This is a genomic window from bacterium (genome assembly GCA_021108215.1).
Taxonomy (GTDB): domain Bacteria; phylum Oederibacteriota; class JAAXVQ01; order JAAXVQ01; family JAUVAV01; genus JAIORK01.
The window spans coordinates 226,565-251,047 of sequence record JAIORK010000049.1 but is presented as its reverse complement, the minus strand read 5'-3'; the positions used below and the strand labels follow the sequence as shown (position 1 = coordinate 251,047).

General features: G+C 43.6%; 22 protein-coding genes. 21 read left to right on the top strand and 1 reads right to left on the bottom strand.

The window, feature by feature from the left end; genetic code table 11:
• The first annotated feature begins 83 nt into the window (after positions 1-83).
• The 14 genes from hisG to K8S19_11805 all read left to right on the top strand — a co-directional run bounded on the left by hisG (position 84) and on the right by K8S19_11805 (position 12,625).
• Entirely contained in the window at positions 84-953 is an 870-nt protein-coding gene (gene hisG / locus K8S19_11870) for an ATP phosphoribosyltransferase (GenBank protein ID MCD4814375.1), read from the top strand.
• Positions 954-956: 3 nt separating this feature from the next.
• Positions 957-1,481, top strand: a complete 525-nt coding sequence (locus K8S19_11865; GenBank protein MCD4814374.1) for a hypothetical protein — start codon at positions 957-959, stop codon at positions 1,479-1,481.
• A gap of 53 nt (positions 1,482-1,534) precedes the next feature.
• Positions 1,535-2,020: a cyclic nucleotide-binding domain-containing protein gene (locus tag K8S19_11860; GenBank protein MCD4814373.1), complete on the top strand. Its 486-nt coding sequence runs from the start codon at positions 1,535-1,537 to the stop codon at positions 2,018-2,020.
• A complete protein-coding gene (locus K8S19_11855; protein ID MCD4814372.1) occupies positions 2,020-3,327 on the top strand; it encodes a DUF1015 domain-containing protein in 1,308 nt (435 codons plus the stop codon). Before K8S19_11860 ends, K8S19_11855 begins: the two co-directional genes overlap by 1 nt.
• Positions 3,328-3,584: 257 nt before the next feature.
• Positions 3,585-5,636, top strand: a complete 2,052-nt coding sequence (locus K8S19_11850; protein MCD4814371.1) for a TonB-dependent receptor — start codon at positions 3,585-3,587, stop codon at positions 5,634-5,636.
• 30 nt (positions 5,637-5,666) lie between these two features.
• The gene (locus K8S19_11845) at positions 5,667-6,590 is read left to right on the top strand and encodes a hypothetical protein (protein ID MCD4814370.1); all 924 of its coding nucleotides are present in this window, start codon (positions 5,667-5,669) and stop codon (positions 6,588-6,590) included.
• Between the two features lie 116 nt (positions 6,591-6,706).
• The gene (locus tag K8S19_11840) at positions 6,707-8,047 is read left to right on the top strand and encodes a replication-associated recombination protein A (GenBank protein ID MCD4814369.1); all 1,341 of its coding nucleotides are present in this window, start codon (positions 6,707-6,709) and stop codon (positions 8,045-8,047) included.
• A gap of 140 nt (positions 8,048-8,187) precedes the next feature.
• Positions 8,188-8,919 (top strand): hypothetical protein, encoded by a 732-nt coding sequence (locus tag K8S19_11835; GenBank protein ID MCD4814368.1) that lies wholly within the window; start codon positions 8,188-8,190, stop codon positions 8,917-8,919.
• Complete coding sequence (locus tag K8S19_11830; protein MCD4814367.1) at positions 8,891-9,259, top strand: hypothetical protein; 369 nt, start codon at positions 8,891-8,893, stop codon at positions 9,257-9,259. Before K8S19_11835 ends, K8S19_11830 begins: the two co-directional genes overlap by 29 nt.
• On the top strand, positions 9,252-9,626 hold the full coding sequence (locus K8S19_11825) for a lycopene cyclase domain-containing protein (GenBank protein ID MCD4814366.1): 375 nt from the start codon (positions 9,252-9,254) through the stop codon (positions 9,624-9,626). Before K8S19_11830 ends, K8S19_11825 begins: the two co-directional genes overlap by 8 nt.
• On the top strand, positions 9,623-10,159 hold the full coding sequence (locus tag K8S19_11820) for a hypothetical protein (GenBank protein MCD4814365.1): 537 nt from the start codon (positions 9,623-9,625) through the stop codon (positions 10,157-10,159). The genes K8S19_11825 and K8S19_11820 overlap by 4 nt, the downstream gene beginning before the upstream one ends.
• 42 nt (positions 10,160-10,201) lie before the next feature.
• Entirely contained in the window at positions 10,202-11,893 is a 1,692-nt protein-coding gene (locus K8S19_11815; protein ID MCD4814364.1) for an ATP-binding protein, read from the top strand.
• Positions 11,894-12,259: a response regulator gene (locus K8S19_11810; protein ID MCD4814363.1), complete on the top strand. Its 366-nt coding sequence runs from the start codon at positions 11,894-11,896 to the stop codon at positions 12,257-12,259.
• An 81-nt stretch (positions 12,260-12,340) separates the two neighbouring features.
• Positions 12,341-12,625 carry a hypothetical protein gene (locus K8S19_11805; protein ID MCD4814362.1) on the top strand — a complete coding sequence of 95 codons (285 nt, stop codon included), beginning with the start codon at positions 12,341-12,343 and terminating at the stop codon, positions 12,623-12,625.
• 62 nt (positions 12,626-12,687) lie between these two features.
• Here K8S19_11805 and K8S19_11800 read toward each other — a convergent pair whose 3' ends face one another.
• Positions 12,688-13,983, bottom strand: coding sequence for a GAF domain-containing protein (locus K8S19_11800; GenBank protein ID MCD4814361.1), 1,296 nt, complete (start codon positions 13,981-13,983; stop codon positions 12,688-12,690).
• 264 nt (positions 13,984-14,247) lie between these two features.
• Between K8S19_11800 and K8S19_11795 the strand changes: the two genes are divergently transcribed.
• From K8S19_11795 to K8S19_11765, 7 genes are all read left to right on the top strand, one after another.
• Entirely contained in the window at positions 14,248-14,637 is a 390-nt protein-coding gene (locus tag K8S19_11795; protein ID MCD4814360.1) for a hypothetical protein, read from the top strand.
• A gap of 701 nt (positions 14,638-15,338) precedes the next feature.
• On the top strand, positions 15,339-16,796 hold the full coding sequence (gene amrB / locus K8S19_11790; protein ID MCD4814359.1) for an AmmeMemoRadiSam system protein B: 1,458 nt from the start codon (positions 15,339-15,341) through the stop codon (positions 16,794-16,796).
• A gap of 145 nt (positions 16,797-16,941) precedes the next feature.
• A complete protein-coding gene (locus K8S19_11785; protein MCD4814358.1) occupies positions 16,942-17,547 on the top strand; it encodes a hypothetical protein in 606 nt (201 codons plus the stop codon).
• A 274-nt stretch (positions 17,548-17,821) separates the two neighbouring features.
• Positions 17,822-18,100 carry a hypothetical protein gene (locus K8S19_11780; GenBank protein MCD4814357.1) on the top strand — a complete coding sequence of 93 codons (279 nt, stop codon included), beginning with the start codon at positions 17,822-17,824 and terminating at the stop codon, positions 18,098-18,100.
• Positions 18,101-18,136: 36 nt separating this feature from the next.
• Entirely contained in the window at positions 18,137-21,361 is a 3,225-nt protein-coding gene (locus K8S19_11775; protein MCD4814356.1) for a hypothetical protein, read from the top strand.
• Positions 21,362-21,400: 39 nt separating this feature from the next.
• Entirely contained in the window at positions 21,401-22,348 is a 948-nt protein-coding gene (locus K8S19_11770) for a PorV/PorQ family protein (GenBank protein MCD4814355.1), read from the top strand.
• 201 nt (positions 22,349-22,549) lie between these two features.
• Entirely contained in the window at positions 22,550-24,436 is a 1,887-nt protein-coding gene (locus K8S19_11765) for a PorV/PorQ family protein (GenBank protein MCD4814354.1), read from the top strand.
• The last annotated feature ends 47 nt before the right edge of the window (positions 24,437-24,483 follow it).

Here is a 24,483-nt window from a genome sequence, read left to right as displayed (position 1 = left end):
AGTCAAATAAAATTCTTGCGAAACGGGTTTGAGGATGATATATAGTATACTTCAGAAATATAGAGAACAGGAGATTATTGAAGGTGACGATTAAATTGGCCTTACCTGCAGGCAGTTTGAAAGAATCAACGTTTGCACTTATGAAAAAAGCCGGATTTGTGATTAGCGGGACATCCCGCTCTTATTATCCGACGATTGATGATCCGGAAATTGAATTGATGTTGGTGCGTGCCCAGGAAATACCGCGTTATGTTGAATCCGGCGCCTTGGATGCCGGATTAACCGGTGCCGACTGGACCCGGGAAAATCGCGCCAAAGTGGAATATGTCGCTGAGCTTATTTATGCCAAACAGGGGTTGCGTCCGGTGCGCTGGGTTTTGGCAGTGCCCGAAAATTCCAAAATTCGTTCCGTGCGGGATTTGAAAGGAAAACGGGTGGCAACGGAATTGGTGAATGTTGTTAAGGATTACTTGAAAAAGAAAAAAGTAAAAGCTAATGTTGAATTTTCCTGGGGTGCCACTGAAGCTAAGCCGCCCAAATTGGCGGATGCGATTGTAGAATTGACCGAGACGGGAAGTTCGTTGCGTGCCAATAAACTAAAGATTATTGAGACCGTTTTATCCTCGACTACGGTTTTGATTGCCAATAAAACCTCCTGGAAAAATCAGGCAAAGCGAAAAAAAATTGAGACGCTAAATATGCTTCTGCAAGGGGCCTTGATTGCTGAAGTGAAAGTCGGCGTGAAGATGAATGTTTTGCAAAAAGATCTAAAAAAAATATTGGCATTGTTGCCGGCCTTAAAGCAACCCACCGTTTCGGCGCTAACCGATCAAAAATGGCTGGACGTAGAAACGATTATTGATGAAAAAGTTGTGCGGGACATTATTCCTAAATTAAAAGCAGCCGGTGCTCAGGGGATTATTGAATATCCTTTGAACAAAGTTGTGCTATAAAAAGTGAAGCGCCGACCTGTTTTGTTGTTCCTGTTCTTGCCGGTGGTTGTTTTTGTTTGTTCGCAGAACAGTTTTGCCGCTTCCGGATTTTCAGATATGTCGGAATTGAGCGACTACGTATCCGATACCGGCGGTGAGGTTGAGCCGGCAGGAGACAGTACAACTGCAATACTTGCCGTGCCGGAAGAAGAGGCGGGAACTGTCTATACAGACAATAATTGGTTGCAGGATTTTGAAGTGCATTTTTTCATTTCATTGCCGTTTACAGCATTTTTTAGTTATGTGTCTGTGATGTCGGTTGATGCGATGGTGCAGGGGAAATTCACCCCCGATTTTTATCAAGCAGATATATGGATGATAGTGGGTTTTGCAATAGGGAGTTCCTTGGCCGTTGCGCTGGGGAGTGTGAACCGAGTCCCGGACCAATCAATCCACCGGACGCAGGAAATACTTCCGGATTTGATGGGGACGGAGGAAAAAAAATCTCATGCGCTCGGTAAACTTGAAGTGGTGAGAATTCGTTATTGAATATGTTGTGGATCGGAAACCCCGGTCAATGAACGAACCGCTGGAGGCATTCCATGGAAGTCAGTTTACTTAGGACAATCAATATTTTTGAAGGGCTGGATGACAGCGAACTGGAAAAAATTTTCAAGCTGGCCAGGATTAAGCTTTATCAAACAGGCGCAATGATTCTGGAAGAGGGCCGCTTGGGCGGCGCGCTGCATGTGATTATTAAGGGTAAGGTGAAGGTTACCAAACGTATGGAAGGAAAAAAAGACAAACTTATCACGACATTTGGTCCGCAAGCAATTTTTGGCGAGATGTCATTGTTTGACAATCTGCCTTATTCCGCCAATATTATAGCGATGGAAGAAACCCGCTGTATGGTTATTCAGAAAGAATCATTTGATAAAATGCTTAAGCAGGACCTTGAATTGGCTTATAAAATATTAACCCAGATTATTACAATTCTTTCGCAGCGGCTTCGGAACACCAATGAAGAATTGGTGGCGATTACGAGTTGGAAAGACCGAATTAAAAAGAAACAAGATTCGAATAGCTGATGGCAAAAATCATTCCTTTTTGTGGCTTGAGATATGAAAAAAAACATGTTTCGGAAATTCAGCGGTTGGTAACACCACCCTATGATATTATTTCTCCGCATGACCAAAATCGTTTTTACCGTGCACACGCGTATAATATTATTCGTCTGGAATATGGTAAGACCAAGCAAACGGATTCTGACAATAATAACCGGTATACCCGGGCACATGCCACATTGCGAGACTGGATTGACCGGGGTGTTTTGGAAAAGGAAGCCAAACCCGCTTTTTATATCATTCAAAATGATTACATTGATCCTGACGGAAACTTAAAAAAATTTACCGGTTTAATCGGCTATATCAAATTGGAGAAATTTGGTGAGGGTAAAATTCTGCCGCATGAAAAAACGTATGCCGGACCCAAAGAAGATAGGTTTAATCTTCTGAAAGAAACCGGGGTCAGTTTTTCTCCGGTTTTTTCTCTCTATCGCGATCCGTCCAAACGAATTAGCGGTATTTTAAAGAAAGTAACCCAAAAGAAAGCGGCATTGGATTTCAAAGATTGGGCAGGTGATGGGCAAAAACTTTGGACGGTCACACAATCTTCGCAAATTCAATTGATTCAAAATGCTTTTCAAGGAAAAAAACTTTTGATTGCAGATGGACACCATCGTTATTTAACCGCGATCCGTTACCAGAAGGAAATGGGATCTCAGGCGGCTCCCAATGCGGAGTACATTATGATGTGTCTTTCTGAAATCCATGATCCCGGTCTTTGCGTTCTTCCGGTTTTTCGTTTGGTGAGTGATGTTCCGGCGGCCAGATGGAAAACATTTGAGAAAAAAATGGGTGATTATTTTGAAGTGGAAAAAGTCGGGGCGGTTTCCAAGCTGCAAGCCGCCCAGGCAGATTTGGCGAAGAAGACCCGCAGCGCAGTGATCGGCTATTTGGAAAAAGGCGGGAAACAGGCAATGTTGTTGAAAATCCGTCAAAGTTTTATGGATGAGTTTTTTCAATCGCAAGATACTAGGCATTCCCGCATCTACCATCGTTTGGATATTGTTATCCTCAATCAAATGATCTTGGGACATCTGTTGAACATTCAACCGGGAGAAGAAAAAGGGCGTGTTCAATATACAAAAAATCTCGATGAAGCACGCCGGAGTGTAAGTCGCGGCAATGCCCAGGCTGCTTTTTTACCCGGGTTACCGAACATTGATGCAATTTGGGACCTGGCCAAACAGGGTGAGACCCTGCCGCAGAAAACAACATACTTCCTGCCAAAATTGATTACCGGAATGGTGATGAACCCGGTACGTTTAGATTGATTTTTGTGGGTGGTTTTCTTCAACCTGTCAAGTTCAATTTCATTTCCCCGCTCTGAAGATCGGGGAAATGAAATTGAGTTGTAAAATACCATTATGACTATTCCACAGTTTGTTTTTCAAACAAACTGTCCCCGGCTTAAAAGCCGGGGATGAAACGACTAACATAATTAAACCTGGTTCACTTTTTATAATGAATGCCGAAGATACATACAACTGAAAACTGACTTTTAAAGATTCCAATAAAAAAGGAGACGGATATGAAAAAAAGTTGGTTGATATTTTATGCGGTGCTTGTTGGCGCTGTTTTGGTTGGGAATGCCGGCGCGCAGGAGACGAATGTAGATCTTGAGGACCTCATTTACCTGGGTGTTTCAGTTGCCACTAAAAAAGTGGAAAGTATTCATCAGGCACCCGGCGTTATTTCGGTTATTACTGCTGAAGATATTGCGCGCACACCGTCCGAAACCCTATATGATGTTATTAAAAGTATTCCCGGTGTCACTGTCTCCGAATCTTTTTTTGGATATACGTCGCTCGCGTTTCGAGGTGTTAAAGAAAGTCACTATAACAACCGGACGCTATTGTTACTCAACGGAACGCCGATTCGCGATGCGACTGTCGGCACTCACTGGTTGGAAGCCATCCCGGTTAATATTATTAAAAAAATCGAGATTATTCGCGGTCCCGGTTCGGTTTTATACGGGACCGGTGCATTTGCCGGGGTGATCAGTGTTATTACAAAATCAGCCACAGACATCATGGAGGTTGGTGTTACTGCCGGGAGTAAGACAACGACCAATGGTGAGCTGACTTTGGGGATGAAATTTGAGATGGTTGATTTTTTAGTCGGAGGTTCGTACAATCAGCACCAGGGCTACAAGGTCGATGCGGTTGATGAAACAGGAATCACAGCGCAGCTGGGTTATTATGATCTGGACCAGGATGCCTATGAAAATGATTTTTATAACCTGTTTGGGAATATTTCCGCCGGTGATTTCCGGTTGGATATCTATCATTTTAAGCAGGAGAAAGATAAATTCGGGATCGTTCCGGTACATGCCATGACCGGTGAGGTGGAAACGTCAGCCAGTGGTTCAACATTGCATTATGAAAAAAAACTGGAGGAAGTACAACTCAACGCGCGGGTACATTATGCTATTTCGTCTTATGATGGTTATATGGATTCATTTGCAGGAACGGAAATTGATATGAAATATTCCGGGGCCAAATACGGGATGGATGTTGATGGTATCTATGAGATCTGGTCGGCGGCATTTGTAAGCGCGGGAATTTCCTATGAAAGACAAGCAACCGATCCGTATGAATTTTATGATCTGGCGTTAAATGAATCCCACTGGGCATCAGCATTTTTAAGTGATTATACTGCGGATGATATTTCTGTTTATTCACAGGTGGAGTTTGGCATGCTGGAAAAGCTTAAAGTAGTGGGCGGCGTTCGTTATAACAATAACAGTGAATATGGCGGGACTTATGTGCCGCGCGTGAGTATGGTGTATTCAGCCACAGAAAAATTGTTTGTTAAATTACTTTACGGATCGGCTTTTCGTAATCCGACATTTTTTGAAAAGTATGTGAATACGCGTAACGTTTTATATGGTGATCCTGATTTGAACCCTGAAAGGATCGCTACCCTGGAGTTGAGTGCGGATTGGAGTGTTGCCAAGCAGGGACTGAGGTTGACGCTTTTTGGTTTGAAAACCGACGATATGATCGGACGTATTGTAACCTATCAATCAGGCGATATTCCGGCAATTACAGAATTAGAAGATCGGGAAAGCGATACCACACCATCGCGGGCTACGCCGGGTTATGGAAATGCGGAGGGCCAAAGAATTTATGGTGTGGAATTTGATATTCGGGGAGAAATTTTAGGTGAAAAACTGCTCGGATACATAATGAATTGTTCATATAAAGAAGGAAAGGAAAAATCAGATTGGAGTCCCATCCAGTATCTTGATCAGGTCGTTGTTAATGCTTCCCTGGAAAATCGGATCAGCGGATTCACCAATGTACTCACTATAAACTATATTGGGGAACGCAAGGGGACGATTTCTGACGGCAGCTTATCGCCGGATTTCACACCCGGTCAGGAAGTGGTCGTTCCCGCACATGTGTTGCTCAATTGGAAAACCACATATCAGATATTTCAAAACCTTGAGATTAGTCTTGTAATTACAAATATTCTTGGACAGGAAGTATTGTATCCGGAACATGTACGGAGAAATATCGATGTGGTCCCCGGGGACGGCGGGACAAATTTCTTTGGACAAATTAAATATCGTTTTTAAAAGAAAATTTAGTCTGCCATGAGGTGACGAATGCTGGGGAAGCAATTGCATAAAGCGCTTTGGATGGGTTTCACTGTCACGATGATGATGGGTCAAATCGTTTTTTTGGGAGGCCCGGTGGAAGCCGGGAAGGTTGTCATGGTGCTCAGCCATGATAAAGGGCCGTACCAGGAAGTTCGAGCCCCGATTGTAAAAGTACTGGGAGAAGATCTGGAAGAAATAATTTTATCTAAAAATCACAACATCGCGTCCTCGAAAGTATTGGGTCTTATACCGGAGAAGACGGATTTGGTGATTGCCATGGGAAAAAAAGCTGTTGGATTAGCAAAAAACATACATTTGGATATTCCGGTATATTATTCTTTGGTTTATGATCAGGTTCATTTTAAAAAGCGCGGCGCTTCCGGGATTCTTGTGGGAATAAAAATCGAGCAACAAATTAAGCTGTTGCGTGAGTTGTTTCCGGAGCGGAACCGTATTGGAGTTATTTTTAATCCCGGATTGACAGGATCCCTGGTGAATCATGTCAGGAAAATAGGCGGCAGCCATCAGTTTCAGCTTATGGCGGTACCGGTCGGCTCGCGTGATGAAATCCAGACAGCTTGCCGGCGTTTTACCAGCAATGCGGTTGACTTGCTTTTATTGGTTGCCGATCCAACCGTTATTCATCCTGCATCGTTAAAAATTATTGCCGACTACACAAGAAAGAATAAAATTCCGCTTGTGGGGCTATCCCGGTTTCATGTGAAGAGTGGTGCTATGTTGGCTTTTACAGTTGACTTTGGTGATGTTGGCAGGCAAGTTATCGAAATAATTCAATCAGGCAATGTGACCGCGTCTGAGAGCCGGATTATTCCGCCAAGAAAAATAGATATCCTGGTTAATGAAGTATTGAAAAAAGAAATGGGCATTGACGATATGCGAGAAGTACTCGGGGTTGTCTATATCCAGTAAACATAGACAAAATACCAGTTTGCCAAATCAGTTTGAGTAAAAAATTCCGTCTATGGCATTTCCCGCTTACCATGGTATCCTACAGTGAAAATAAATTAATTTTCGAGGTTGGGAAAATGGATCTTTTTGACACAGCACACAACCGGAATATGGGGCTGGTCCCTTTGGCGGATCGGATGCGTCCGCATGTGATTGATGATGTTGTCGGCCAGGAACATATTTTGGGATCAGGACGTGTCTTGCGAAAAGCAATTGAAAAGGACACGATTCCGTCGATGATTTTATGGGGACCGCCGGGTTCCGGGAAAACAACTCTGGCCATGATTATTGCGAAATATTCTAAAGCGGAATTTCGGTCCTATTCGGCAGTCACCTCCGGGATAAAAGAGTTGAAGGAAGTTTTGGCGGTTGCGAAGGATTTGATGCGGTATCATCAGCGTAAGACGATTTTATTTGTTGATGAGATTCACCGTTTTAACAAGGCTCAGCAGGATGCTTTTTTACCTTTTGTCGAACAAGGTGATATTGTTTTGGTTGGTGCCACGACGGAAAATCCATCTTTTGAAGTGAATGCTGCATTATTGTCCCGCTGCCAAGTGTATGTGTTGAATGCTATTTCCGCAGAGTCTTTAATCGGTATTCTGAAAAAAGGTCTGGTCGAAGCCGGCCGGGGCACGGAGGCGCAGGCCGTGAGCGCGGAGGAAAGCGCGTTGCAGCACATTGCGCAAAAATCCCATGGGGATGCAAGAGCTGCATTGAATGTGCTTGAGCAGGCGGTTGCTTTGGCCGGGGAGGAAAAGAATACCTGTATTACGCTGGCAATTGCGGAAGAGGCCATGCAGCGTAAAGCACTGCGTTATGATAAAAAAGGTGATGAGCATTATAATCTTATTTCCGCTTTACACAAAAGTATTCGTGGTTCGGATCCGGATGCGGCGGTTTATTGGCTGGCGAGAATGTTGGAAGCCGGCGAAGATCCTAAATATTTATTGAGGCGCATGACGCGCATGGCGAGTGAAGATGTTGGGTTGGCTGATCCGCGTGCGCTCATGATGGCGGTGAGTGCCCAGCAAGCTTTTAATTTTGTAGGTTTGCCTGAGGGGAAATTGGCTCTGATTGAACTAGCGGTTTATTTAAGTCTTGCTCCGAAGAGCAATGCTTTGGAATCAGGATATTTTTTAGTACAGAAAGCAATTCGAGATGAAGGCGAACTGGAGGTTCCGTTGCACATACGAAATGCTCCGACAAAATTAATGCGAACGCTGGGTTATGGAAAAGGGTATAAATATGCTCATGATTATGAGGGGCACTGGGTTGCGGATGACTATTTGCCAGATAAAATTAGGACAATGAGATTTTTTGAGCCTGGTGAACTGGGGTGGGAGGGGGACTTTAGAGATATTATTGAGAAAAGAATAAAAAAAAAGGCGGAAAAAAGAAAAAGCAACGATACCTAACTAAAAAATTACCGAAAAATTGCTAAAAATATATAAAAAAAAATAGTGTATAATATTATTATAAAAATTGACTTTTATGCGTCTAATGGAATGAAGAGGTGATCTGACAAGTAAGAGTAATAACGGGGGGGGGTGGGGAAATGACCGGTCGTATGCCGAATTGTCCTGATAGCAATGCCCGCCAAGTACCATGGTATTTTCTGACAATCCTTTCGTTTTTTGTGTTTCCGATTATTTTTCTGATTAAATACACTAAAAATATAGACTATGCCGCTTTTTTTAAGTCAGTGGGTCTGGTAATGCTTCTTGGCTATTCCTGGAGTTTTTTGGTTACCTTAAGCGGCTGGTGGGTTTTTAATCCTGATACTATGTTGGGATTTGAGGTGCTGCCGCATTTGCCGCTGGAGGAAATTTTATTTTATCCATTAGGCGGAGCACTAAGCATTCTCGTGTATTTGGCACTGGGACAGTATTTCCACTTCACTTCGCGAGCTGGAAAAGGATATTTGCTGTCAATTGCGGGAATAACTGTCGGGGCTATGATTGCGGTTTTAATCAGTTATGTTCAATTTCAAAAAAATCCATTTTATATTATCAGCCAACTTGTATTGTTCAATGGATTGAGTATCGGGATATGGTTTTTTCAAAAAAGACGAGTCATTCTAAAAGCAGCATGGTTAACAGTTGTGGTGATGACAGTGATTGGTTTTTTCTGGAACTGGATTGCTTTTACTCAAACATGGTGGTCCTATCATGCCACGCTGGGATGGATGTTTCCACCCGGGGTTCCTGTGGATGATTGGAATTTTTTTATTTTCGCCCCCTTGGCGGCAATGTCGCTGTATGAGTGTTTCAACCGGAAGCGGCAATGAAATGAAGCTGCCCTGGTATATGATCATGGACTTGATGTTATGCGGCATGGCAATTGCAGCAGTTTATTGGGCGTGGCCGAAAATGAATCGCTATTGGCGTTGGAGTGCTTTGTTGACAGCCATTACAGTTATGATTCTACAGGTTTTGAATGAATTATTGAGTCTGCATATTTTTAAGGCATGGGAATTTTCTGAACAATACAGCAGCTTAATCGGTGTGAATGTATGGGGAGCCCCCCTGGAAGAATATCTTTTTTGGTTTCCATTTGCCTGGATGATTACCTTTCTTTATTCAGGATTGTCCGCCAAATTGGATATGTCAAGGAGGCGAAATGCCTGAAAATAATGTGGATGGAAAACCAGGCTCCTTCTCCTACCGTCATGGTCAAAGGCGCCTTTATCTCGTTTGGTGGTTATTGGGAGTATTAATTCAAGTAATCGCGGGTCTTCCGTTTTGTTTGAAGAAAATACAATGGAAATCACTTTTGTGGACTACGCTTGTTTTTCTTGTGATTATGACTATCTCTGAAACGATTGCACTTCATTGGGGTTGGTGGATATGGAACGAAAATCAAATTTGGGGCGTGAAAATTGGTTTGATTCCGCTGGAAGAATTTTTGCTGTATTTTCTGGTAGTGCCTTCGTTGGTGGTTTTTCAGAGTTGGTTCCAATTATTGCTGGATAAATTGGGCGTGGCAAAGCGGTGATTTGGGACTGGCTGGTTGCATGGCGCGCTGAATTATTAACTGGGGTTATTTTTGCTGTTTCGTGGGTTGCCATCAGCAGACTATGGCACAAGCCTTTTTGGTCTTTGGTTTTTGCCGGCATGCTAACCGGTCTGTGCGTGGAATACATGACAGAACCGGCATGGACCTATTTCATGCAATTTTATATTTGGCGGGATATCTCGCCGTTTGTGGTGATAGGCTGGGGAATCAATCTTACCTGGGTTGTGTTGCTTTCGGAAAAATTATGCAGCATCTTTTTTGGAAAACATGCTGGAATGCGGGGTGACAAACGCCTTTTTTTAACCGATGTACTCATAGGCGTACCGTACTTTTTGGGGAGTGAATTAATTGGCTTGCATGTTTTAAAGGTCTGGCAATATAATGAAAACCTGCGGTGGAACACAATACTGCCTGTGCTTCACTATCCGCTGGAGGGTGTGGTTGCGATTTTGTTTTTTTCTCTGGCCTTTCCCTGGATGGTTCGTTATTGGCAACCGGAAAATACTGCATAAAACTAACTGTCTGAAAAACACGGTAGTTTGGAATGGATGATTGTGGATAAGTCATTGACGCAGGAATTTAAACTATTGAAAATTAGTCTGCTGGTTACATTTTTGGCAGCGCTTAGTGTTTGGCCTTTGGAAGCGTTTTTTGTGCCGGTCGAAAAGCGTTTTCTCATTTATGGCGTAATCCTATTTTCGTTGGTCTATAGCGTGGCGCTTTTTCTGAACATTCGACAAAAAAAATGTCAGCTGTGTGCCTATATTTTTATTCTTTGTCATCTGGCGGCGGATTCGGTTGCCGTTGTGGTGCATGCACCGCAATATCTTATGGCAACCTTTGTCATTACATATACATTCATAATAATATTCAATGTAATTTTGGTTGCATGGCCTGCCGTGGCAATTTTGGATGCATTGATTTTTATTGCGGCATTGGGAATTGTATACATTCCGCAAAGTGGGTTTTTGAAATCCCTGGAGAGTCAGGGATTGGATGCTTCCTTTACCATATCCGCAATTTTGATTTATTTCGCGATGATTATTATTTTGGGCACAGGGATGATTGTTGTCAAACGAAGGACGGAGAATCAATTAAGGGATTTGAATTTGACCTTGAACAAACGGGTGAAAGAGAAGATCGAAGAGTACAAGCAGGCAAATTTGGCTGCCCGGCAGTCGCAAGTACAACTGGAAAGTATCCTGAGAAATATTCCGGTAGGTGTCGTTATCATTGATGAGAGTCTTAAATTGCTTTATAGCAATGGCGTACATTTTCGGTTTGCTTTTTTGGCAGGGACGCTGAAGGAACAACCCGGCAGCGAACTTCCTTTGGAAATGTTGACCGAGCAGTTTATTCGACCCAAGGCAGCGATGCTGCTTGAAAAAGGTGAGGATTTAATCGGGCTGCGGATGGAGTATACGACGCTGGAGGGAACAAAAAAAATTATTCGTTACTCGTATGTCTGTGTTAAGTTGACGGATGAACCAGGTGATATAACCCGGTTGGTGTTGATCACAGAAGATATCACCCGGGAGGAAAATATCCGGAATAAACTTGTCCAGACCAACCATTTGGCCGGTATGGGTAAAATGGCGGCCAGTCTTGTCCACGAGGTTAATAATCCACTGACAGGTATTAAGTTAAATTTGGAACTTTTAGAATATGGTTTGGCCCGTCCGGATAAACGTGAACAGGTTTTTTATGCACTCTCGGAGGGTGTGACGCGTATTGATCGTATTATTAAGAGCTTTTTATCCTTTGCACGTCAAGACCAACCGAAGAAACAGACAGTGGATATTCATGCAGTTTTGCAGGAGACGTTGACCATGGCGGTTAATTTTAAGCAATTTCACCGTGTACACATAGAGACTTTTTTTGCAAAAGATATCCCGAAAATCTCCGCCGATCGTTATCGGCTGGAACAAGTATTTATCAACTTACTGAATAATTCTTGTGATGCCATGGCACAAAAAGACGGTTATCTTAAAATCATCACATCCGTAAAAGAGAATAAGATTGTTGTGAAATTTGAAGATAATGGGATCGGGATAAAAAAAGAGGATCTTCAAAATATTTTTACACCCTTTTTTACCACCAAGGAAAGAGGGCATGGGACCGGATTGGGGTTGGCGACCAGTTACGGTATCGTGAATGAACACGGCGGTTCTGTCGAGGTGGAGAGCCGTGAAGGTGTTGGGACGATTTTTACGATTTTACTTCCAGTCCAAGAGGGTGAGACCTAAATGGGGATGAAAAAAAAACGCATATTGGTTGTGGACGACGAAACTGTGATTCGGGAACCGGTTGTGGAGTACCTGGAATATCTGGGTTATGCCGTTGAAGCGGCTGAAAACGGTATTGAGGCGCTTAATTATTTGCGTTTGAATGGATATGATCTTATTATATTGGATATTAAAATGCCGTATATCGACGGGAAGCAACTTGGACAAGCGTTGAAGGAAGAAAACATTGTCATTCCAATTCTGGTGGTGACTGCCGTCGCGGAACATGAAAAAATTTATCAGGAAGTAGACAGGATTCCGAAAATTTTTAGTTTGAAAACATTGCAGGAAAAAGTAAGCGGAATTTTAGCAGGCCCGATTACCTGAGGATCGAAATAATGATCGGTAATTGAGTCTGCCGGTTTTGTGCGAAAAAAAGAGTAATTTACGAAAAGGAGTGTAGCGACGATGGGAAGAAAGATTAAAATTCGGGCAACGGGCGAACGAAAACAATTTATATTGGGATTGGCGATTTTTATGGGGATTTATTTACTTTCGTATATTTGGGTGATGTTTGTCATGCCGATAGCGTCTACGTCTGCTGGTTCGTATGCATTGATTTCTTTTTCAGTAGGTATTTTAGCGTCAGTGTTTCTTATTTTTTCCAGACATTCCGTGATGGGTTTGGGCGGAAGTCTGGCTGCTATTTTATATGTTGTTTTTTTTGCAGTCACCTGGCCGCTGGTACGGTAGACCGCCATGCCGGCTGGAGTGGCGCGCAGGCAGGGTGGTAAGCAAGTCCTGGGAGAAGGCCGCTACAACGGAGGAACAACAGGACCTGCAATTTTTTTTAAACGGAAACAGAAACGATTGCCGGGTCCGGGAAGTGTTTCCGCCCATATTTTTCCGTCATGTTTTTCGAGGATGATTTTGGAGATTGCCAAGCCTAAACCGCTGCCGGTCGTTTTGATGGTGCTGTTTTTAACTCTGTAAAATTTTTCGAAAACTTTTTGTTGCTGCTCGGCGGACAACGGGGTTCCTTGGTCCTCAATGGCAAAAGTGATATGGGTTTCATCAGAAAAATAATAGGCGCGAATCGGTTTATCTGTCGGGGAATATTTTAGAGCATTGGTCAAAAGATTAACCAATACCTGGACAAGACGCAGCCGGTCACCGGAAACAAACATTTTTTCTTCCGGGAGTCTAAGGTGGATTCTTTCGTTGTCTTTTTCTGAAATTCCGCGGATGGAAAAAAATGCTTCTTTGAGCAATTCGCGGCATGCGAGTATATCGAAATGTAAAACAAGTTTACCCAATTCCAGCTTGGTCATATCCAATAGATCTCCAACAAGCCGGTCAATGTTTTCGGTGTTTTTTTGGATAATGCCGCAGAATTCTTTTTGGTCGCGGGTTAAGGGTCCCGTGTTGCCGGAATAAAGTATTTTAGCGAAACCGGCTATGGAAGTAATGGGACTCCTGAGTTCGTGGGCGATCATGGAAATACTCTCGGATTTTGTTTTGTCGGTTTCGCGGAGTTTTTCATTGGCGCTGCGTAACTGTTCGGTTGTGGAACTGATTTGGCGTTTTTGTTCTTTTGCGAAAGCTTGCTGTGCACTGTACACTTGGGCGTTGTGGAGGGCGGTGGCGATTTGTTGGCCAAGCATCTCTAAAAAGTGGAGCTGCTTGGGGGAAAAAGGCGAATGCGTTCGGTGGTTCATGACTTCCAGAACACCGATTGGTTTGGTCTTGTGTTTCAAAGGCAGGGCCATCAAATTGTGGATGGGTTCCAGTGCCGGAATTTCGGTTTTTTTTAAAAGATTTTTTTGAAAATTGTTATGTATGATTTGCGGTTTTCCAGATGAAATTATCCAATTTTCAAGACTTTGTGAGTTTGTTGCCACCGATGTTTTGAGTTGTTCCGGTTCGCAGGTTGGCAGGTGAAAGTAAACTTTTAATCCTTCACTGGAATGATGTGGGAGAAAAATAGCGCCGGCTTTGCAATGAAGCAGTGTTTTTGACCATTTAAGTGCAATGTCAATAACGTGGCGCGGGGAAAGACTCGCGTGGATTTCAGAAATGGCAGTATTGAGGTTTCGTAGAGAGGCCGGCATCGTGTGCTCCTGAATGCTGTTGATAAAAGCAAAGGCGGGAATAGTAATAAAACAAGGATAGCCGCCATCGAAAACGTTGAGATTATACGGTGATTTTCGATACGGTTCAATAATAAATTCAGGAATACTTGACATTTAAAGTTTGTAGATTAATAATAATTTCGAAAAAATACTGCGGTAAGAATTTCCCCTGCCAAATGGGTATGCGATTCGCGATTGTTCAGCGGTGCCTAAAGGGGTTCCCTGGGAGGCACAGGAAAAGATATGGATGAAAATATAGCTGATATCATGAAAATGGATGAAGCCATCGAGAGTTTTGTCGAACGCTATGCCAATTCGTTTGTTAAGTGGGAAGTCATTCAGTTTTATCATGATCATCCTGATACCTGGTATCGATTGGATGAACTTGTCAAAGGTTTGAATCGTTCATTAAAATCACTTAAAAATGAAATGCAGGAACTCGAGGAAAGCATGTTTTTAAAAGAAAAAAAAGTTGGGAAAACACCAGCTTATCAATACGAACCCGGAGACTCGCAGGCCGGCAAAGAACTGAAAAATACAGTAGATCAGTTTATCGCTATTTGTCAGGAACGCGAAGGCCGACTCAGGGTGGTCTACAAGTTACTCAAAGACGGCAAACCTATTTGCGAGTAAATTCCGGAAAAGTAAAAAAGTGGATGAACACATGTGATTAATCAGTTATTGCTTTGTCAGGCAGTGTCGTGCGTCCAACACTTTTTTGCATTTATCATTGCGAGGAGCGTTTTTTGCGACAAAGCAATCTGTTTTGATTGCAAAATGATGATACAAACGGGATTGCGACCAACGGAAGTCCCATACGATCCCCCATCCGGTCGGGGCTTCGCTTCGCCCGCAATGACAAATGCAAAGTTTTTTATCGTGCCGGCGCGAACACGATGGACAGCCTGCCCAGCCTGCCCGGCGTATGCGGGGGCGAATGCCGGGTAAGTCCATCGGTGAAGCGAGTAAAAATATCGCCGCAGGCGAACATCTCCCGACAAAAATACCACGGGCAGCCTGCCCAGCTTGCCCGGCGTATGCGGAGGCGTATGCCGGGTAAGCCCGTGGATTTTTATCGCAATTGATTTTCCTTTGAGAGGAAGAAATATATATAAAAAAATAATCAAGTTGTGCTATTTTAAAGAGAATGAAAAAACGGGAATACAGTTACGTGTGTAAATAAGTAAGAAGATTGTAGTAGGTAGATCAAGGAGGGTGTTGCGATGTTATGGGTATTAAGAAGTCACATATCCGTTTTTCGGCCGATGCTTTTATTTGTGATGATGATTTTTTTAGCGCCTGTCATAACGGGGTGCAATTCGGCGGGGAACCAGGTGAGACAAATACGTCAACCGGCGGTTGCCGGGAGCTTTTATCCTGATTCTGCAAAGGAGTTGACGGCGTTGTTAAAAAAAGCGTTTTATAATGCACCGCCACCCAAATTGCAAGGGGAGTTGAAAGCATTGGTGGTCCCGCACGCCGGTTATGTCTATTCCGGAGTTATCACGGCGATGGCGATGAAAGCACTTGCGAAGGTAAAGATCGATACCATCTACATTATCGGCACGTCTCATTATGCAGATGTGGGTGGGGCCATTGTCTGGCAAGGCAAGGCTTTTCATACGCCGCTGGGAGACTACCCGGTTGATTTGCAAGCGGTGCGTGAATTACTAAAAAGTTGTCCTGATGTCCACTTGTTACCGCGGGCATGGGTGAAAGAACATTCGGTCGAAGTGCAGGTTCCTTTTTTGCAAAAAATTGCACCCCGTGCAAAGATGGTTCCGATTCTTATGGGGACCTCAACCTGGGACGAATGCTGGTCGGTTGCAGAAGCGATTGCCGCGCAGGCAAGTATGCGCAATGCCGTGATTATTTGTTCGACGGATCTATCGCATTATCCCACCTGGGCGGATGCGAAGGTGATTGATAAAAAAATGCTGGGCGCGGTAGAAAAAATGGACCCCTACCAGTTGGATCGGTTTGATCGCGAAGTTTTATCACGCGGTATTTCAGATTTAGTATGTACGGTTTGCGGGCTGTCTGCATTGAAAACAACAATGATTGCGGCAAATATCAATGGCGCCAATCAAAGTCAACTTTTACATTATGCCAATTCCGGGGATGTCACAAAGGATAAAAAAAGAGTTGTTGGATATGCGGCGATGGCAATGGTGGCAAATCCCGCAAAACCCGATAAGCTAATTAATAAAATTAAGGACTCGGCGGAGATTCAGTTAGCGCAGCAGGAAAAAAGAGAGTTGTTGAATATAGCGCGGGCTGCCATCACTGAGGGGTTGGCGACCGGCAATCAATTGATGCCAACAACTTCACAAAAATCACTGTTGAAGCGTTATCCTGTTTATGTAACATTGAAGCGCAATGGCATGTTGCAGGGCTGCGTCGGAATGACGGAATCACGTTTACCGCTTTATCAAGCGGTTTCTCAAATGGCATGTGCTGCGGCTTTTGAAGATCCGCGGTTTCAGGCACTTGAGGTTGCAGAACTGCCTTTTACGGATATCGAAATTTCTGTGTTGTCGCCATTGGAAAAAATTGCTGATCCTTCTGAAATTATTTTGGGAGTTCATGGTGTGATGGTAAAACGGGGAGACCGTACGGGTTTGTTTCTTCCGCAAGTTGCCACGGATACAGGATGGAGCAAAGAGGAATTCCTGAACAATTTGTGTTCGCAAAAAGCCAGGCTTCCGATGGATAGTTGGCGGGATAAGCGGACCGAACTTTTTGTTTTTCGCGTACTCACCTTTGAACAGGCGGCACCGGGGAAAAAATAATAGTGTGGAATTTTGCTTGCTCATCGGGTCATTGCGCAGCAGCAACCGACAGCATAATCACGCCCCAATGCAGAGCAATTGAACTTGAAAATAGTAACCGTTTTTGGAGCAGTGAATGTAGGGTTAATCCAAAGAGGTGTTGTTCATGATGGTGGGTTTCCTCATCGGGATGATAATTGCCGGATACATGTATTTACATTCTCGTGCAATTGGTTTCACTTTTCCGAATATTGACGGACTGTTTGCAGTTAGACCTACGTTTGTAAGGATCGCACATTACCTGGCAGGCCGGTGGGTTGGATATTGTCTGTTGGGGTTTTTTTGTGGGTGGCTGGGGAGCATACTGGATAATTCTCTGATTCAGCGTTTACTGTTTGCCGTATCCTGTATTTTACTTCTGTTTGTGCTGTTATTTTTTTTCACAAATCATTCTCCTGAATTACCCTTGGCAGAGACCATCAATCCCAGACATTTAAGTATACCGCTGTTTTTGATGGGTTTGCTCTCAACTGTGATTTTAATTGCGCCCCTATGGATTGCATGCTTTTTGGTCATGGGGAAATATCCGGGAATGCAAGGGGTCGTATTTTTCACTTATGTGTTTTTGGGGTACGCATTTTTCAGTATTCCTTTGCTGCTTAATATAAAATGGAAAAGAGTTGCCGCGCTAAAGAGAAGCATAAAATTTATTTTAACAGTGATTACTGTTTTGTTATTGGCATTTCTATTGCATGAATTTATTAGACTATAATCAAATTTTTCCGCTCTGATCCGGCGATCTATGGAAGTCCCGTTCTTCAAATATCTATCCGTTTGGTAGAAATATGATCTGTAAAAGATCATTATTATTCTCCCGCTTTATTCTAAAAACAGGGATGAAGCAGCCAATACATTAAAAAAGAAGTAGTAAAATGTTCACGGATGTTGACACGTGCGCGTGAAAATGGTATATTTATATATATTTTGTAAGATATAGGCATTAAGTATTGCCTTGACAAATCTAATACTAAAAACAGGAGACACTCTTGCAAAGTCAATATTCTTTTCTCAGGATTTCTATCTCGGTTCTTAAGGTTCTTTCTTATATTTTAGGTGGTCTTGGATTGGCAGGCGCATTGATAATTTTATTTGGTAAAACCCCTGGATCCGGAAAATTAGCCAGTCTGGGGGTTCTTTTTATTGGGGGTATTTATTTTTTGATTTTATATCTGGCAGCTGAAATTATTCGTTTGTTTATTTCCGTTGATCAACGATTGCAAATAATTGAAAGCAGTGTTCAGTCAACGAAACGAGATATTCGCTAATTTTATTATACTCAATTTCAGGAGGGGTTCTTTTTTATGAAAAAAATGTCGGTTAGTCCTATTGAGCAAAAGTCCATTATCCCTCTTTTTGGTTACGCTGTTAAAATGTTTTTTTTGATCTTTTGTTTGAGTCTGCTGTCGGCTCCGGGTCATGTATCAGCCAAGCAATTTGTAGATAATCTCTCAACAGATTTCTATGCTGGGAAAGATGACAATATACAGATTGGCCAAAATCTTGATGGTGATCTGAAATTGGCGCCCTATGCGATGTTGGGAAATTGGGCTACGGTAAGCGGTCCGTCCAATACATCGCTCTATCTTTCCTCGGCAACGACTTATAATGGAAAAATTTATTTGAGTGGTGGTTATGGCAGTGACGACAGCACTTCTTTTGGCGGTCCTACTGTAGCAAATTCGCTTAATAAAATTTGGTATGGAACAGTTTTTAGTGACGGGTCGGTCGATGAGTGGAAGGAAGCTGATGATACTTCGGTGCTTCCGCAGCCGACCTATGGGCACACATCGACAGTAGTGAATGGCCGTTACTATATTATTGGTGGAAGGTCCACAGCGGATACCACTTTATCAGCAGTTTACTGGGCCCGTATTCTTGGCCATGATGGGACGATCAAAGCTCACTACAAGTCCAATACATGGACCGCTGTGGCATCCTTGCCGCAAGCTATCTTTAGGGCCAAGTCAGCCTATTTTGAGGGTAGAATTTATGTTATTGGCGGTCAGGACGGATCAAATATTGCTCAGAATACGGTTTATTATGCGGATGTCCAGCCAAGTGGTGATATTTGGTCATGGCGGACAACTACGGCACCGCTGCCGATTAATATTTCCGGGCATTGTGCAACGATTTCGAATGGGAATATTTATGTTTTGGGCGGGTCGACAACAGGTGAACCCTTAGATACGACTGCAGATGTTTATGTGGGTGCGATTGACATTACCACAGGTGATATAGCCGGCTGGACGCAAACCACCAGCTTGCCGGAACCGATGTATGCCGCTTCTGCAACGATTTCTGCCGGGAAAATATGGGTTGCCGGTGGTCAGACATCCGGCAATGCCAGGGCAGATGTTTTTTACGCGCGGCTTGAGCCTCCCAATGGGCTTATTCCCGGTCCCGGAGCGCGTGATACCTGGAGCCGTTCAACGGATTTGCCGATTGAGGTTTATAACCACAATCTGGTTTCTTTTAATGGACATTTGTTTTTAATAGGCGGCTATAACAGTACAGGTATTCAAAATATGGTCTATACATCCACATTGGCAACGCCCAAGACCAATATTTCCCGTTGGGTTCCGACGACTCCGCTGTTTAGATCGGCTTATGGCGGCAATATTTATGATACCTGGGGAGGGCATTCAGGTGTGCTGCGCGTTCCGCTTCCAGGTGATGATGTAGGGACCTCAAGCAGTTCACCCATGGTTTTTGTTATCGGTGGCGGACCCAATACATTTTCCGCTTATGCCGGTGGCATTCATTATACAACTGATACTCAACCATCCGCCTATTCAACGGTCTATAATTCTGAAGTGGATACCAATGGTTCGCTACAGACATGGGCGGCACCGGATACCGGCGGGTCTATACCTATGGCCTCGATTTTACACGCTTCAACAATTGCCAATGGCGCAATCTATGTTGTGGGTGGCGCCAATTCTATGAACGCCTGGATTTGGGCTGGTGCGGCATCTCGTTCAGTAACAGCGGCGGGAGTCGGTGACAGTTTAGGACGGCCCACTCAAGCGGGTAGGACAGTCGTTATGTATGAAGAGGTTGGCCAGGGAAGTGCCAGTAGTGGTGTTGGATCATTTGAATTTACGGCCTCTTTACCCATTTATGATCCTGCCTGGGAGGCAGGTGGTGCCAGCGGTTATACATCCAACACGGCATTGCCGATTTATCAACCGCTTATTCGACATACGACAGTGGCGCATAATGGCAATATTTATGTTATGGGGGGGATCTCGCGTCAAAACAACGGCTGGAATGCAGCGGGTGAGCCTGCAGGAGAAAGCACCCCGGTTTTTGAAGACCGGGTGTGGTTTTGCCGGCCCAATCCCGGTGGTACGATCAATGAAGTCGGAGGTGCCGGAGGATGGACGGAAACAGCGCCTTTGAGTAATCCGCCCTCGGCAGCCCCAAGTATCAGTTCTCGCTATGATATGGCAGCCTGCGTGGCGTATAACAGAGTTTATCTCTTTGGCGGCCGTGATGCTGCCGGTGTGCCGCAAGACCAGATATTTTATGCGCAAATTAATTCAGATGCTACGTTAAATGATTGGGAAGAAATGACATTATCCCCCTTGCCGGAAGCTTTGGCAGAACATCAAGTGGTCTTTATGAATGGTAAATTCTATGTTATCGGGGGTGTTAATAATAGTGGGACTTTGCGAAACACTGTCTACTATTGCACACTTGATCCAACCACAGGTCGAATTCCCGCGTTTCCCAACCCCGGGTCATGGGCGCTTTCTAATACAACATTAGAATATGCGGTCGCCGGGCATTCCTCAGTCGGGGACAATGGATTTTTATACGTCTTAGGCGGACGCTACAATATGGTGGATCCGCACACATCGAGCGCGTATATGACCAGTATTATTGATATGTTCCAGGATCAGGATATTGTCTATGCCTGGCAGGGAACCTATGAGCGGTTTATTGATCTTGACCGTGACCAACTTATTGAGATGGTCGGTTGGGATGGCAATGAAAATATGGAAATTATGGATATGAAATGCCGGTATGCGATTGAAAAAGGATGCTGGTCTGACTGGACAATACCCCAAGCGATTGGGCCTTTTACGGTTCAGCAGTTTGCACGCTATATTCATTACAAGGTTTTTTATGAAACCAGAACCAATGATCGTACCGGTATTGCCCGCTCACCTTCAATTAACCGGGTGTATGTTGATTATGCGGAATCCAAGCGAATTGGTAATGATAGTTTTCAAATTAATCACAATAAATTTGATCCCCAAATTGATCAATTATTGATTACCTATAAAACCCGGGATCATTCAGTGGCTAACATAATTATTCGAGTTTACAACCTCGAAGGGGAATTGATCAAAAGACAGGATATTGATATCCCGGCCGGGGTTAATTTACCTGCAACCGGGTCATGGATTTGGGATGGTACCAATGAAAATAGTGAAATTGTAGCAAATGGTGTTTATATTATTCAGTATAATTCGGGTAATACCCATAAAACAAGAAAAGTAGTTGTATTTAAACAGTAAACGCGTTTATGGCGTGTATTAATAATAAAGGAGATACTTATGCGCAAGATTTTCATTCTGCTTTTATGCATGTTGCTGATGCCGGTTGGCTATTCATTTGCCCGCGGAGTCGGAACATCTGCTGCCAATTTTTTAAAGATTGGTCAGGGAGCCCGGCCGAACGGCATGGGAGGCGCATTTGTCGCCTTGGCAGATGATATCAATTGTATTGAATGGAATCCTGCCGGATTATCAACCTTACAACCTGATTATTTCGATGCGGGTTTTGAACATGTTTTTTGGTTTGATGATGTGGAATATGAAATTTTTACATTTGCACAAAATTTAGGTGATACCTATGGAGCCGGACTCCAGTTGTGGTATCGTCACATGCCGGATATTGATAATGACTTAAGCGATGAAAAGCCCCTGCAAGTATATGATTTCGCAGGCATTATAGGGTACGGATTGCAAATTTCTAATTTTTCCGTAGGTATTAACTTGAAATTTGTGTTGAGTCAGCTGGGGACGGAACAATTAACCGGTGAGGCGGCAGATTTGGGAATGCTGGTTAATTTTATGGAAAACAAACTGGTAGTAGGTTTGTCAATCCAAAATTTAGGTCCGGATATTAAAAGTGATTCTTTGCCACTCAATATCCGAGGTGGTTTTGCATTTAAAGAAACCTATGGTGAGGAAAAAGAACATGGGTTAAATGCTGCCTTGGAAATAAACCAACCCCTGGATAATAAGCTCAATCTGCAATTAGGGGTTGAATACTGGTACGTTAAAACGTTTTCAGCACGCATTGGCTATCGGCAGCAATTAGGCGGAAATGATCTTCAATCAGATAATGTCATTCAGCGGCTGACAGCGGGCGCGAGCATTAAGTGGGCGGATTTACAACTGGATTATGCCTATGTTCCATATGCTGATTTAGGTGGTGTCCACCGCTTAAGCCTGATTCTGCATTACGGACCCTTATCAAATGATATTAGCAAATTTTGATAGATAGAGTTTGTTTGGAAAAAGGTGTAAAAGTTTAATAGCAGCGCTCGGGAAATCAACCGTTATCGCGGGATTGGATGAATCTGGGGCGCATCGGATTGAGACAACGGATTGGGTGATAATAACGACAATGAAGAATGGAAAACTGGAAAACTTACGAATTTTTGTTAATTTTAAGTGTGTTCCGAGAGGGAGGAAAAGATGATGACTGAGACGAAAAGGGGAATTCTGAAAAAAGGACTGCTTCTGTCCTTGGGCATGGTAATGATGTTGCTTTTGGGATTGTCACAAGTCTGGGCGGAAGGGGAAGGAACTTCCGGTGCACCGTTTTTAAAAATCGGGACATCCTCCAGAGCTGAAGCCATGGGAAGCGCGTATATAGCAGTGGTGGATGATGTTGATGCGACCTATTGGAACCCTGCCGGACTCATGCAATTGAAACGGAGCGGTATTGGATTGACTCACTTGGAATGGTTTGAAGATATTCGTTATGAATATATTTCATACGCTGATAAGTATGATTATATTGGTGCAGTTGGAATCAGTGTGGGGTTTCTTTATTTAGGGGAGATACCCAAAACAGTGGAGTCGGCATCCGGGGATTATGACGAACTTAATAGCGGAGGCACCTTTGGGGCGTCGGATTTGCTTATGAATTTTGCCTGGGCGGGTAATTTAGGGCTGCGCGAGCATAAGATTGGTGTGGGTGTGAAGATCATCAGTGAAAGCATAGATGATAATCAATCATTTAGTTTCGGACTGGATATCGGCAATCAGTTTTTGCTTTCACAAACCCGCTGGTATCGCAATCTCGCCAAAGAAAATCCAGCTGCCTATTTCATTCCCAGTACGATCGGGATTTCCGTAAAAAATCTGGGAACACCGGTCAAGTTTTTTTATCAAAACGATCCACTCCCGCTTTCTGCAGGTATCGGTTTGGCCTACAAACTTTTGGATGATGATCTATCTGCAGCACTTGATTTTAACTATCAAACTGTGGAAGCCATGATGTCGATCAATGCGGGGGCTGAATACTGGATTCATACCGGTATTCGCAGCGCACCCAATCAAACGCTGGATGTGGCTGTGCGTGCCGGTTTTCGTACCGGGTATGATTCCACCGCAGCACCGGGATTCTCTTTTGGTGCCGGGGTACGATATTCATCACTGGGGTTGGATTATGTGTATATGCCGTTTGGCGATTTAGGGGATACGCATAGGATTTCTTTGAAATTTTCCTGGGGTGAAATGCTTAAAGATAAAACAGCATCGAAGCGTAAACGCATTGTGAAGAAAAAGTTAACAGCTTCCGAGCGTTCGCTGAATGAACGGGCGAAAAAAATGATGAAATCCAAGCGGTCCATGGAAGGTAAGGTCGTGATTCAAAAATCCAAGGATGCCAAGCGTTCCATGACGACCGTGGAGGCAAAAAAACCGGAAGATCAGGAAGTTGCGAAGGAATCAAAGACACTGGGTGCCAATATTAAAGTTGGGAAATCCAAACGGAGTGTCGGCAGCCAGGTTTTGAAAAAATCGAAGATGATTGATAGCGCGTTAATTGCAAAAATTGCGCGTGGAAAAGATCGACAAGGCAGCAGCCGTACGCGCACGAAATATGTTCGCCGTTCAAAGGAAGATGTGATTCGACAAGCGCGTCGTGAAACGGAAATGAAAAATAAAGCGATGGATGATGTCGAAGCGGCAGCCAAGAAAGAGGTGCGCGGCGGGGAGAAAAAGTCCGCGAGGTTGGTCACGAAAACTACCGTCTATTTCACGCGTAACAGTAGTAAACTAAATGATCGTTATTTATTTGCTCTGGATAAAATTGCACTATCTTTTGATCGCTATCCACAACGGACGGTATTGGTACATGGGTATACATCATCAGATGAAAAAAGCAGCAAAGCCTTGTCTTTGAAACGGGCCAAGGCAGTTAAGAAATATTTGGTACAAATAAAAAGTATTCCCAGTAATAAAATTTCGGTTAAAGGCTTTGGTGATAAAAATCCTGTTGTCAGCAATAGTAATAAGAAAAAACGTGCAAAAAATCGCAGGGTGCGCATACGTTTGATTAAATCAGGAAATTGATTATGTACAAAAAGATGAGCTGTAAAGTATTTGATCGCTTAGTCGCT